The organism is Pseudorhizobium xiangyangii, from assembly GCF_020531965.1.
GTDB classification, from domain to species: domain Bacteria; phylum Pseudomonadota; class Alphaproteobacteria; order Rhizobiales; family Rhizobiaceae; genus Neorhizobium; species Neorhizobium xiangyangii.
Genome location: NZ_JAJAWH010000004.1, coordinates 154,309 through 167,434 on the forward strand (window position 1 = coordinate 154,309; position 13,126 = coordinate 167,434).

General features: G+C 60.6%; 10 protein-coding genes. 3 read left to right on the forward strand and 7 right to left on the reverse strand.

Annotated elements, in window-relative coordinates:
* Nucleotides 1-81 precede the first annotated feature (81 nt).
* From lon to clpP, 3 genes are all read right to left on the reverse strand, one after another.
* The gene (lon, locus tag LH464_RS04940) at nucleotides 82-2,502 is read right to left on the reverse strand and encodes an endopeptidase La (RefSeq protein ID WP_226785256.1); all 2,421 of its coding nucleotides are present in this window, start codon (nucleotides 2,500-2,502) and stop codon (nucleotides 82-84) included.
* A gap of 368 nt (nucleotides 2,503-2,870) precedes the next feature.
* On the reverse strand, nucleotides 2,871-4,148 hold the full coding sequence (clpX, locus tag LH464_RS04945) for an ATP-dependent Clp protease ATP-binding subunit ClpX (protein ID WP_226785257.1): 1,278 nt from the start codon (nucleotides 4,146-4,148) through the stop codon (nucleotides 2,871-2,873).
* Nucleotides 4,149-4,421: 273 nt separating this feature from the next.
* Nucleotides 4,422-5,054, reverse strand: a complete 633-nt coding sequence (clpP, locus tag LH464_RS04950) for an ATP-dependent Clp endopeptidase proteolytic subunit ClpP (RefSeq protein ID WP_226785258.1) — start codon at nucleotides 5,052-5,054, stop codon at nucleotides 4,422-4,424.
* A 300-nt stretch (nucleotides 5,055-5,354) separates the two neighbouring features.
* Here clpP and LH464_RS04955 point away from each other — a divergent pair, with 300 nt between their 5' ends.
* The 3 genes from LH464_RS04955 (at nucleotide 5,355) to LH464_RS04965 (ending at nucleotide 9,803) form a co-directional block, all read left to right on the forward strand.
* Nucleotides 5,355-6,608: a GGDEF domain-containing protein gene (locus LH464_RS04955; RefSeq protein WP_226785259.1), complete on the forward strand. Its 1,254-nt coding sequence runs from the start codon at nucleotides 5,355-5,357 to the stop codon at nucleotides 6,606-6,608.
* Between the two features lie 115 nt (nucleotides 6,609-6,723).
* Nucleotides 6,724-8,481, forward strand: a complete 1,758-nt coding sequence (gene ggt / locus LH464_RS04960; RefSeq protein WP_226785260.1) for a gamma-glutamyltransferase — start codon at nucleotides 6,724-6,726, stop codon at nucleotides 8,479-8,481.
* Between the two features lie 74 nt (nucleotides 8,482-8,555).
* The gene (locus tag LH464_RS04965; protein WP_226785261.1) at nucleotides 8,556-9,803 is read left to right on the forward strand and encodes a cytochrome P450; all 1,248 of its coding nucleotides are present in this window, start codon (nucleotides 8,556-8,558) and stop codon (nucleotides 9,801-9,803) included.
* Here LH464_RS04965 and LH464_RS04970 read toward each other — a convergent pair whose 3' ends face one another.
* The 4 genes from LH464_RS04970 to LH464_RS04985 form a co-directional block, all read right to left on the reverse strand.
* On the reverse strand, nucleotides 9,804-10,151 hold the full coding sequence (locus tag LH464_RS04970) for a cupin domain-containing protein (protein WP_226785262.1): 348 nt from the start codon (nucleotides 10,149-10,151) through the stop codon (nucleotides 9,804-9,806).
* A gap of 43 nt (nucleotides 10,152-10,194) precedes the next feature.
* On the reverse strand, nucleotides 10,195-10,611 hold the full coding sequence (locus tag LH464_RS04975) for a response regulator (RefSeq protein WP_226785263.1): 417 nt from the start codon (nucleotides 10,609-10,611) through the stop codon (nucleotides 10,195-10,197).
* Between the two features lie 145 nt (nucleotides 10,612-10,756).
* Entirely contained in the window at nucleotides 10,757-11,677 is a 921-nt protein-coding gene (locus tag LH464_RS04980; protein ID WP_226785264.1) for a cation diffusion facilitator family transporter, read from the reverse strand.
* Between the two features lie 156 nt (nucleotides 11,678-11,833).
* A complete protein-coding gene (locus LH464_RS04985; protein ID WP_226785265.1) occupies nucleotides 11,834-13,120 on the reverse strand; it encodes an O-acetylhomoserine aminocarboxypropyltransferase in 1,287 nt (428 codons plus the stop codon).
* Between the last annotated feature and the right edge of the window lie 6 nt (nucleotides 13,121-13,126).

Consider the following 13,126-nt stretch of genomic DNA (forward strand, 5'->3'; position numbering starts at 1 on the left):
TACATTTTCACCAAAAAAGCCGGCTTAACGCCGGCTTTTTTTTCAGATTGTGCCTCTTTGGGCGGTGTGCAACAGCACCGTCTAATGGGCGATGGTGGTTCCCGTGTCGTCCGCCCCCTCGACCGTGGCGATTACGGGCGTCTCGATGGAGCCGTCCCATTCGATCGGTTCCGGCTTGCGAACCAGCGCATGCTCGATCACCTCACCCATCCTGGAGACCGGGATGATCTCCATTCCGTTCTTCACGTTGTCCGGAATCTCAGCCAGATCCTTGGCATTCTCTTCCGGGATCAGAACCTTCTTGATGCCACCACGAAGAGCTGCAAGCAGCTTCTCCTTCAACCCACCGATCGGCAGCACGCGGCCACGCAGGGTGATTTCCCCGGTCATGGCCACATTCTTGTCGACCGGAATGCCGGTCATGATCGAGACGATCGCCGTCGCCATGGCAACGCCGGCCGAAGGACCATCCTTCGGGGTAGCGCCTTCCGGCACGTGGACGTGAATGTCCGACTTGTCGAAGCGCGGCGGCTCGATGCCGAAGTCGACTGCACGCGAGCGGACGTAGGACGCCGCCGCAGAAATTGACTCCTTCATCACATCCCGCAGGTTGCCGGTTACCGTCATGCGGCCCTTGCCCGGCATCATCACGCCTTCGATCGTCAGCAGTTCGCCACCGACCTCGGTCCAGGCCAGACCCGTAACGACACCGACCTGATCCTCGCCTTCGGCTTCGCCGTGGCGGAAACGCGGTACGCCGAGATAGTCGTTGATGTTGGCGGCCGTGACATCAACCGACTTCGTCTTGCCCTTGATGATCTCGGTAACCGCCTTGCGGGCGAGCTTCATCAGTTCGCGCTCGAGATTACGAACGCCGGCTTCGCGGGTGTACTGCTGGATGATCGACATCAGGGCATCGTTGCCGACCGAGAACTCGTTCGGCTGCAGCGCATGTTCCTTGATCGCCTTCGGCAGAAGGTGACGCTTGGCGATTTCAAGCTTCTCTTCTTCCGTGTAGCCGGCGATGCGGATGATCTCCATGCGGTCCATCAGCGGGGCCGGGATGTTGAGCGTATTCGCCGTCGTAATGAACATCACGTCGGAAAGATCGTACTCGACCTCCAGATAGTGGTCCATGAACGTCGAGTTCTGCGCCGGGTCGAGCACCTCAAGCAGAGCCGATGACGGATCACCGCGATAGTCCTGGCCCAGCTTGTCGATCTCGTCGAGAAGGAAGAGCGGGTTCGACTTCTTCGCCTTCTTCATCGACTGGATGACCTTGCCAGGCATCGAGCCGATATAGGTGCGGCGGTGACCGCGGATTTCTGCCTCGTCGCGAACGCCACCAAGTGCCATGCGGACGTACTCACGCCCGGTCGCCTTGGCAATCGACTGCGCAAGCGAGGTCTTGCCGACGCCGGGAGGACCGACGAGGCAAAGGATCGGGCCCTTGATCTTGGTGGCACGAGCCTGCACCGCGAGATACTCGACGATGCGCTCCTTGACCTTGTCCAGGCCGAAGTGGTCCAGTTCGAGAACCTTCTCGGCGTTGTTCAGATCGGTCTTGATCTTGGACTTCTTGTTCCACGGAATCGACAGAAGCCAGTCGAGATAGTTGCGAACAACCGTGGCCTCCGCAGACATCGGGCTCATCTGACGCAGCTTCTTCATCTCGGCATCCGCCTTCTCGCGGGCCTCCTTGGAAAGCTTCGTCTTGGAGATGCGCTCCTCCAGTTCGGCCATCTCGTCACGGCCTTCCTCGCCGTCGCCGAGCTCCTTCTGGATCGCCTTCATCTGCTCATTGAGGTAGTATTCGCGCTGCGTCTTCTCCATCTGGCGCTTGACGCGCGAGCGGATGCGCTTCTCGACCTGAAGGACCGAAATCTCACCTTCCATGAAGCCGAGCGCCTTTTCCAGGCGGCCCTTGACGCTGACGGTCTCGAGCATTTCCTGCTTTTCGGTGATCTTGATCGACAGATGCGAGGCGACCGTGTCGGCCAACTTCGAGTAGTCCTCGATCTGGCTCGCGGCGCCAACCACTTCAGGCGATATCTTCTTGTTCAGCTTGACGTAGTTCTCGAACTCGGAAACCACCGAGCGGGACAACGCCTCGACTTCAACCGGATCTTCCTCGGGCTCGGACAGCACGCCTGCCGTGGCCTCGTAGAATTCTTCGCGGTCCGTGTAGCTCTCGATCTGCGCGCGTGCGCGGCCTTCGACCAGCACCTTCACGGTTCCGTCGGGAAGTTTCAGCAACTGAAGAACATTTGCAACCGTGCCAACCTTGTAGATGGCCGAGGGCTCGGGATCATCGTCACCGGCATTGATCTGGGTGACGAGCATGATCTGCTTGTCGGAGCCCATCACTTCTTCCAGCGCGCGAATGGATTTCTCCCGTCCAACGAACAGGGGCACGATCATGTGAGGAAACACCACAATGTCGCGCAGGGGCAGGACCGGGAAGGTATCGCTGCCGGGTGCCACAGACGTTGAATTCGTCATTCTTCTTCCTTTCCATATCCCGTTGCCGGGATTCGTCCCCAGATCAGATATCCGGGGCGTCCACTTGAGCCCAAAGTGGAGTGCGCAACTGTTGATTTCAAGGCTCGCCAGCCATGCGCCCGCCTTTCGGGGCGGCGATGAACAGCGAGCGAAAACGCATACACACTGGACACAACAGACTTCAAGCGATGCTGTACGGCAAAGCCGTCATGGGGCTCGGCTAACCGAATCCCGAACATCAACCATATCCTCTAAACAAAGCGAAACGAAGGACAAACCTTGGCCGCCCACAACGCTCTTCCTGCGCCAGCCCGAATACGAAAAGAGGCCCGCAAGGGGCCTCTTTCCAATAATCCATATCCTGGCGATCAGGCGGAAACGTTCGCCTTCTCGTCCTGTCGGTCCGCATAGATGTAGAGCGGACGTGCGGTACCCCGAACAACCTCCTCGGAGATGACGACCTCGCGGACACCTTCGAGCGCCGGCAGTTCGAACATCGTATCGAGAAGGATCTTCTCCATGATCGAACGCAGACCGCGAGCACCCGTCTTGCGCGTGATCGCCCTCTTGGCAATCTCGCGAAGCGCGTCCTCGTGGAAGGTAAGTTCCACATCTTCCATCTCGAACAGGCGCTGGTACTGCTTGACCAGAGCGTTCTTCGGCTCCGACAGAATCTGGATCAGGGCATCCTCATCCAGGTCCTCGAGCGTCGCCAGAACCGGCAGACGGCCGATGAATTCCGGAATGAGACCGAACTTCACCAGATCCTCCGGCTCGAGTTCGCGAAGAACTTCGCCAACCCGGCGGTCGTCCTCGGCCTTCACCGTGGCGCCGAAGCCGATCGAGGTCTTCTCGCCGCGTGCGGAGATGATCTTGTCGAGGCCCGCGAACGCGCCGCCGCAGATGAACAGGATGTTCGTCGTGTCGACCTGCAGGAATTCCTGCTGCGGATGCTTGCGGCCACCCTGCGGAGGAACGGAAGCAACCGTGCCTTCCATGATCTTCAGAAGTGCCTGCTGAACGCCTTCGCCCGATACGTCGCGGGTAATGGACGGGTTGTCGGACTTGCGGGAGATCTTGTCGACCTCGTCGATGTAGACGATGCCGCGCTGTGCCCGCTCGACATTGTAGTCGGCAGCCTGCAGAAGCTTCAGGATGATGTTTTCGACGTCTTCACCGACGTAACCGGCCTCGGTCAACGTCGTGGCGTCCGCCATGGTGAACGGCACGTCGATGATGCGGGCGAGCGTCTGGGCGAGATAAGTCTTGCCGCAGCCAGTCGGGCCGACCAGCATGATGTTCGACTTCGCCAGCTCGACGTCGCCGCCCTTGGACGCATGCGCCAGTCGCTTGTAATGGTTATGCACGGCAACCGAGAGAACGCGCTTGGCCTGCTTCTGGCCGATTACGTATTCGTCAAGGACTTTGATGATGTCCTGCGGCGTCGGAACGCCGTCGCGGGACTTCACCATCGAAGACTTGTTCTCTTCGCGGATGATGTCCATGCAGAGTTCGACGCATTCATCGCAGATGAACACCGTCGGTCCGGCAATCAACTTGCGGACTTCATGCTGGCTCTTGCCGCAGAACGAACAATACAGGGTATTCTTGGAGTCGCCGCCGTTGCTGCCGCTGACCTTGCTCATATCACTTTCCTTCCAGCACTCCGCTATCCCGCTGCCGGGAGCGGTCCACTCACTCGCCGGCACGGGTACCATGCGGTGCAACGTGCCAGCTTTGCCTGGGGTACTCTACCGTTCCGGACATTCATCCTGATCGGCGGCAACGAACCCCCTCAGAAACAGATGCTATGCAGCAAAGCTCTACACAGCATTAACGGTTACTAATACCGCTTTCCCGTCTTCATGAAACCCCTGAAAGCGTCACATAGGGGTGAGACGGGAATGCGGTACATCGCCTCAATTCGCGGAGGCGCCTTCCAGTTCCTGCCGAGATGTCAGGATCTTGTCAATGACGCCCCAGCTCTGCGCATCGTCGGAATCCATGAAGTGGTCGCGGTCGAGGGTCTTTTCAACTTCCTCGTAGGTGCGGCCGGTGTGCTTCACGTAGACCTCGTTGAGGCGCTTCTTCATCTTCAATATGTCACGAGCATGACGTTCGATATCCGAGGCCTGGCCCTGGAAACCGCCCGAGGGCTGGTGAACCATGATGCGGGAATTCGGCGTTGCGAAGCGCATGCCCTTCTCACCGGCGGCGAGCAGCAGCGAGCCCATCGAGGCCGCCTGACCGATGCAGAGCGTCGATACGGCCGGACGGATGAACTGCATCGTATCGTAGATCGCCATGCCGGCAGTCACGACGCCGCCCGGCGAGTTGATGTAAAGCGCAATTTCCTTCTTCGGGTTTTCCGCCTCGAGGAAGAGAAGCTGAGCGCAGACCAGGGACGCCATATGATCCTCTACCGGGCCGGTCAGGAAGATGATGCGTTCCTTCAGGAGGCGCGAATAGATGTCGTAAGACCGCTCGCCGCGATTGGTCTGCTCGACGACCATCGGCACCAGAGCCATGGCGGTATCGACGGGATTTCTCATGTCAGTCCTTTGTCAACGCTTGGCCGGAGCCATCTAGCCCCAGAATCAAAGTGGGATCGGTCAACCCCTACATAGAGTGTCAATGCCGCGCACTTCAAGACTGAGCCGGCGATATCCTTAACTACCAGAGCATCGCGTTGGCCAAATAGCAGGCCGAAGACACACACAACTTTGTGCTTGCAGATGGTAAACCGACACTGAACAGGAGGCGACCAACGGGTACTCCCCTTGTTTGACAACCTGCCTTTAAGGACTCACCTGTAAACCGATCCTGCCGCGCATTCAAAAAGGGACGCTCGCATGGACATTCTGACCGGCCTCATCATCTGGGCGGCGCAAGCCCTCACCCTTTGCGCCCTCCTGTTCGTGCAGTGGATGCATCGGCGCGATCAGATGTTCTTCCTCAGTTGGAGCGTCGGTTTCGGCCTGTTCGGCACGGCGCTGATCCTGACCGGGCTACGCGGCCAGATTCCGGATTTCATTTCCATCGAGATCGCGAACACGATGGCTTTGGCTTCGGTCGGGGTCATTGTTGCGGGCATGCAGCAGTTCGACGGTCGGCGCGTCGATCCCTATGTCGCCATTCCGGCACTTATCTGGGTCGGCGGCATGCTGCTGCCATTCGTCCGCGAAGATTTCGCGTCGAGAGTGATCCTGTACCATGTCGCTGCCTGCATCGGCTACACCATGCTGATCGCCCTCTTGCTCCGACACGGCGAGCGCTCAAAATGGGTGCGCCGCATCCTGGCAGGCATTTTTGGCGTCCATATTGTCGCGAGCCTGCTCACGGCCGCTGTGACGGCTACAGCCGCCGCGACATCGTTCTCGAATGTCCCCTCACCCTCTCTCATACTCCTGCCCGGCGCGTTCTGCTTCGTAGCCATGGTGCTGACCGGCGCCCAGATGCTCACGGACCGGTCGGAGCAAAAACTCAAGGACCTCGCGCTGACGGACCCGCTCACCGGTGTACTCAACCGACGTGGACTGATCGGCGATTTCCACCGCCTGCAGCAGGAAGACCGGCCCGACAAGCCGTTGATCGCGCTGCTCCAGTTCGACCTCGACAACTTCAAGCAGGTCAACGACCGTTACGGCCACCAGGCTGGGGACACCGTTCTGGTGGCTTTTTCGCAGCTGGCCGCACTCTCGTTCCGCGGACGTGGCTCCTTCGGCCGCATGGGTGGTGAGGAATTTGCCAGCATCCTGCGTGTAGCCGATCTCGTCGAAGCGGCCAGTATCGCCGAAGGGCTGCGGATGACACTCGCTCTCCAGACGATCAACTCCAATGGACATCAGATAGCCGTCACGGCAAGCTCCGGCATCGCCCTGCAGCCGTCAGTGACCGCAAATCTCGATGCTCTGCTCAGCGCGGCCGACCGTGCGCTCTACACGGCCAAGAACGCGGGCCGGAACTGCAGTGCAATAGACAAGGACGGAACCCCCTGCATTGTCCCGTCGGCGTCCATGCTGTCGCAGAAGGCGATGACGCTGGAACTCCATGCGGACGAACAGGTGAATGCGCTGCGTCGTGTCACGGCAATCGCATCCGTCTGATCAACTCCTGAACCCACAAACCGGCATCTTGCCGCAGCCCTGGCCTGCCCCACATCCCATTGCAGAGTGACGGGCGGGCGGCCCGTGGACATTGTCGTGAATGCGGGAGCGCGCCATGCGGACGAGATTTGTTGCGGGCATATTCTTCTCACTTCTCCTGTCGGCCGGGTCGCTTGCGGCACAGCAGGCGTCCGATACGGTTGCTCCGGAACAGGCGACCGGCATAACCGCCGCGCAGCGGGCCGAAGCGAAAAAGTTCATGGTCGCCGCGGCAAACCCGCTCGCTGCCGAGGCCGGACGAAAGGTTCTTTCCGAAGGCGGCAATGCCATTGACGCCATGGTTGCGGTGCAGACGGTACTCGGGCTCGTCGAGCCGCAGAGCTCAGGCCTCGGCGGCGGCGGCTTCCTCGTCTATTACGACGCTGCCTCGGGCAGGCTGACGACCTTCGACGGGCGCGAAACCGCACCGATGGAAGCGACGCCGAAGCTCTTCCTCGACGGCCAGGGACAGCCACTCAAATTCTTCAACGCCGTGGTCGGAGGACGTTCCGTCGGCACCCCCGGCACGGTCAGGCTGCTGCACGAGACCCACAACCGCTTCGGCAAGGCGGAATGGGCGAGCCTCTTCGATCCGGCCATCAAACTGGCCTCGGAGGGTTTTGAGGTCTCTCCCCGTCTGGCGACGATGGTTGCGACCGAGGGCGACAAGCTCAAGGCCTATGACGGCACGACCAAGTATTTCTTCGACGAGGCGGGTGCTCCGCTCCAGGCCGGCACCGTCCTCAAGAACCAGCCCTATGCGGACACGCTGAAATCAATCGCATCTGACGGTCCAGACGCTTTCTATAAGGGGCCGATCGCGGAAGCTATGGTGAAGACAGTGCGGGAGGCGACCGGCAATCCGGGCGTCCTTTCGCTGGAGGATCTCGACACCTACCGGATCAAGGAACGCCAGCCGGTCTGCGCCACCTATCGGGCTCTCGATGTCTGCGGCATGGGACCGCCCTCTTCCGGTGGCGTAGCCATCGGCCAGATGCTCGGCATCCTCGAAAATTTCGACGTCCGGGCGCTCGGCCCGACCAACCCGGAGAGCTGGCGCCTCATCGGAGATGCGCAGCGTCTCGCCTTCGCCGATCGCGAACGGTACCTCGGCGATACCGACTTCGTGCCTTCCCCGATCAAGGGACTTCTCGGCAAGGACTATCTCGCCGGGCGCGCAGCGCTTCTCGATGGCGACAAGGCGTTGACGGAGGACGGGGCAAAGGCCGGTGAGCCGGAATGGGACCATGCCCTTCTCTTCGGCGACGGTGAAGCGATCGAACTTCCCTCGACCAGCCATTTCGTCATCGTCGATGCCGAAGGCAACGTCGTCTCCATGACGACGACGATCGAAAACGGCTTCGGCTCCCGGCTGATGACCAACGGCTTCCTGCTTAACAACGAACTCACCGACTTCTCCTTCAAGACGCACGATGCCGGCGTTCCTGTCGCCAACCGTGTCGAGCCCGGCAAACGTCCCCGCTCGTCGATGTCGCCGACCATCGTCATGAAAGACCGCAAGCCGCTGCTCGCGATCGGCTCGCCCGGCGGCAGCCAGATCATCGGCTACGTCGCGCAGGCGCTGATCGCCTATATCGACTGGCAGATGCCGGTGGAGGAGATCGTCGCCATGCCGCACCTCATCAATCGCTTCGGAACCTACGACCTGGAGGCCGGAACACCGGCTGAGGGGATGGCCGAACCGCTCAAGGCACTCGGTTACGAGGTCAAGACCGGCGAGATGAATTCCGGCCTGCATGCCATTGAAATCACGGCGGAAGGCCTTGTCGGAAGCGCCGATCCCCGCCGGGAAGGCGTCGCTCTCGGCGAGTGAGGCCAAGGGGTGCCCACGCCATCCTGACCGCTTCCACATTGCACAACTCGACCCGATTGCGGTAGGCCTTTGCCATGACAGCATTGCCCGCCTTTCTCCACATCGACCCCGCAACCCGCCGTGTCTCGCTCGACGGCCGCAACCCCGCCTTCTACGGCGATCCGAACCGCGTCTACGCGCTTCTGCACGAACACTGTCCGACGTTCTACTGGGAGGAGCAGAGGCAATGGTTCTTCACTGGCTATGACCATGTCAACGCGCTCCTGCGCGACCGGCGCTTCGGCCGGCAGATCCTTCATATCGCCAGCCGTGAGGAATTGGGGCTGCCGGAGCCGCAACCGCATCTGGCCAACTTCGACCTTGCCGAGCGCCACTCGCTGCTGGAGATAGAGCCGCCAGAACACACCCGGCTACGAACGATGGTCAACCGCGCCTTCGTTTCCCGCAACATCGAACGCTTGCGGCCGGAGATCGCCGATCTCGCCGAACGGCTGATCGACGGCTTCGAGAAGGAAGGCGGGACCGAACTCCTGTCTTCCTTCGCCGACATCATCCCGGTGACGCTGATCGGCCGGATGATCGGCATCCCGGACGAGATGGGGCCGCAGTTACTCTCCTGGTCGCACGACTATGTCGGCATTTACATGTTCAAGCGCACGCCCGAGGACGAGCTTGCGGCCGACAGGGCAGCGAAGGAGTTCGCCGATTACGTGAAGACGCTGATCGCCGAGCGCCGCGCGACACCACGTGAGGACCTGCTGAGCCACATGATCCACACGGAACACAAGGGCCAGAATCTGACCGACGACGAACTCGTCTCGACCACCATCGTACTTCTGAATGCAGGCCACGAGGCCACCGTTCACCAGATCGGCAACTCCGTACGCGTTATCCTGGAGAGCGGCATTCTTCCAGCCGAGATGTTCGGCGACGAGGCAAGGACGGAACGGACGGTCGAGGAAACGTTGAGGATCTGTGCGCCTGTCCATATTTTCCAGCGCTGGGCGCTGGAGGACGTCGAGATCGATGGGGTTTCGCTGAAGCGCGGCGACAAGGTCAGCCTCATCCTCGCCGCCGCCAATCTCGATCCCCTCAAGTTCGAGGAACCGCTCGTCTTCAAGCCGGATCGTGCGGAAGCGCCCAACCTCTCCTTCGGCGCCGGCATCCACTTCTGCATCGGAGCACCGCTTGCGCGACTGGAGCTCAATGCGGTTCTACCGATCCTCTTTCGCCGCCTGCCGGGACTGCGGTTGACGGAGACGCCGCGCGTCAAGGATGTCTACCATTTCCACGGCCTGGAGCGGCTGGATTTGGCGTGGTGACTACAGCCGGACAACGTAGTCCTTGCGAGTCGTTTCAACGACTTCCCAGGTTCCTTTGAAGCCCGGCCTCAACACCATCCGGTCGCCTGCACGCAGATGAACAGGCGCGCCGCCCTCCTCCGTCACGATCGAGTAGCCTTCGAGGATGTGGAAATATTCCCACTCGTCGTAGACGATCCGCCATTTGCCCGGCGTAGACTCCCAAACGCCCGCGTAAAGGCCACCGTCCGCCTCCTCGACATTCCAGGTCCGGAACTGCGGATTTCCGGAAAGCAGTCGGTCGGACGCGGGTGACCCCGCTTCCGGTTCGACACTGGAAAGGAAGGTGGCGAAGTTCGTGGATGTCATCGGCAAGGCTCCATGGTCTGTAGGAGCACCATAAGCGATCGCGTCAGGCGCGGCGACGGGACGCCGCCGATTTTTCCGCCTCTACCGCCTTCAAAGACAGAATCTTTCCGACAGAAGACAGCATGCCAACAGGCGTGAAGGGTTTAGGCAGGTAGTGCGCGGCAGAGGGAAGATCGGCAAGATCGCAAGCGCGGCGTGCGGACGATACCATGACGGCGATATGCGGAGCGCATTCCACCACCATTCGTGCGAGATCTAGTCCGTTCAGGGCACCAGGCATATCAACGTCCGTGAGAACGACGTCGATATCCTCATATTGGCCGAGTTTGCCGACCGCCTCCAATACGCTCGATGCTTCGAGAACCGCATAGCCCGCATCTTCCAAGGTGTCCGCGATGGAAAACCGAAGGAGTGCCTCATCTTCAACGACCAATACGGTCTTCTGCCGGAATTTGTTCATGTCCATTCTCCTGCTCAACTCCGGCAATCAACGCACGAGGTTGGGAAAGGATTGAGGCCAAGCGCGTGCCAAATCGAAACATGTTTAATAAAATGCGAATAAATACGAGCGGCCGCACTTCTCCATCGCAGGAGAAGTGACCACGTCAATCCGCCCATTCCGGATCGCCGGTGAAGACGATGGTCAGCCATCGGTCAGGCCCCTCGTCGCCGATCGCCTCGCCGATCTCGTCACGGATCGCATCCCATTCCGACAGGTGACGGGCCGGCCAGTCTGACGGCGCAATGAAGAACATCTCGATCTGCTTGCCTCGGCCGACGCGGGCGACATAGGCGCGATAGGACAGAAAGCCGTGACGCTCGACGATGTCTTCCGCCACAGCATCGACATGCCGCTTCAACTCCACCGGCGTCACCAGCAGGATGTCGGCGACGGCCTGGCGGACACTCGCCAACGGCACCGGCGCGATGATGAGGCAGATGATAGCGAGCGCGGCCGGATCGACATATGGGCTCAACCATTCGAACTCCGTACCGTGTATCGAGTACCCGAGGACAAAGGCGACCAGCAGCGCCGAAGTCAGCGCCGCCGTCATCAGCCACGCCTGGATGTCGAGCGCGACGAAACCGGATTTCAGCTCGCGGTTCGCCCGCCGGCAGAAGAACCACATGCCGAGCGACACCGTGACAGTGACGACGGTGAATATGATGGCGGGGCCGAAATCGATGGGTCGGCCGCCCGTCATCAGGCTGCCGACGGCGCTGATAAAGGCATAGACCGCCGCGCCCATCAAAAGCGTGCCGTTGAGGCCGAGCACCATCGGTTCCAGGTGCCAGAAGCCGACGCTGAAGCGATCGATGAGCTTGCCTCGGGACGTCGGTTCGGCGGACGCCGCGATGAGTTTCGAGACCAGCAATGCGAGAATCGTCATGAAGGCATCGGACAGCGAATAAAAGCCGTCGAACACGATGGCAAAGGAGCCGGACAAGAGACCGACGGTAATACCGAATGCGGCCAATACGACCGTGACGGCGATCGACAGCCGAAGAATTGACTGCTCGCTCACGGGAATTCTCCACTGGAGCGGGACACTGCGTCCCCGCCCCTATCTGAGGTTGCTTCGGGTTTCACCCACTACAGAGGAGCAAACAGCAACCTCTGTAGCCAGCCAATACCGGCCAACCTGGTAAAAACGACTATATGAGCAGCTTCTATAGTAAAATCAGGCCACGTTTGCCAATGCCTGATCGAGATCTGCGATGATGTCGGCCGGATCCTCGATGCCGATGGACAGGCGCACGACGTCAGGCCCGGCACCGGCCGAGACCTGCTGCTCTTCGCTCAACTGCCGGTGCGTCGTCGATGCAGGGTGGATCACCAGCGAACGGGTATCGCCGATATTGGCGAGATGCGAGAACATCTGCAGCCCCTCAACGAGCGACTTGCCCGCCTCATAGCCACCTTTCAGGCCGAAAGTGAATACGGAACCAGCACCCTTGGGCGAATAGCGCTGCTGCAGATCGTAGTTCGGATCGTCGTTGAGCCCCGCATAATTGACCCAGGCCACCTTGGCGTGCCCCTTCAGCCACTTCGCCACCGCAATCGCATTGTCGCTGTGCCGTTGCATCCTGAGCGGCAAGGTCTCGATACCCGTGAGGATCATGAAGGCATTGAACGGCGAGATAGCCGGCCCGAGATCACGCAGACCGAGCACCCGCAACGCGATTGCAAAGGCGATGTTGCCGAAGGTCTTGTGCAGTTCGATGCCCGCATATTCGGGCCTCGGCTCCGACAACATCGGATACTTTCCGGACTTGGACCAGTCGAAGGTCCCGCCGTCGACGACAACTCCGCCCATGGAATTCCCGTGCCCGCCCAGAAACTTCGTCAACGAATGGACGATGATATCCGCACCGTGCTCCAGTGGCCGCACGAGATAGGGTGACGCCATCGTGTTGTCGACGATGAGCGGCAGACCATGGCGATGGGCGACATCGGCGATCGCTGCGATATCGACGAACGTGCCGCCGGGATTGGCGAGGCTTTCAATGAAGACCGCCTTGGTGCGGCTGTCGATCTGGCTCTCGAAGCTCGACGGGTCGGAGGAATCCGCCCAGCGAACGTGCCAGTCGAAGTTCTTGAAGGCATGGCCGAACTGGTTGACCGAGCCGCCGTAGAGCTGGCGTGCTGCAACGAAGTTGTCGCCCGGCCGCATGATCGTGTGGAAGACCAGCATCTGCGCCGCATGGCCGGAAGCGACGGCGAGCGCTGCGGTGCCGCCTTCGAGCGCTGCCACGCGCTCCTCCAGCACCGCCTGCGTGGGATTCATGATGCGGGTATAAATGTTGCCGAACTGCTGAAGGCCGAAGAGCGCCGCGGCGTGGTCGGCGTTCTCGAAGACGAAGGACGTGGTCTGATAGATCGGCGTTGCCCGTGCGCCCGTCGTCGGGTCGGGCTGAGCACCGGCGTGGACGGCGAGCGTCGAGAAACCGGGGTTCTGTGTCGTCATGTCTTC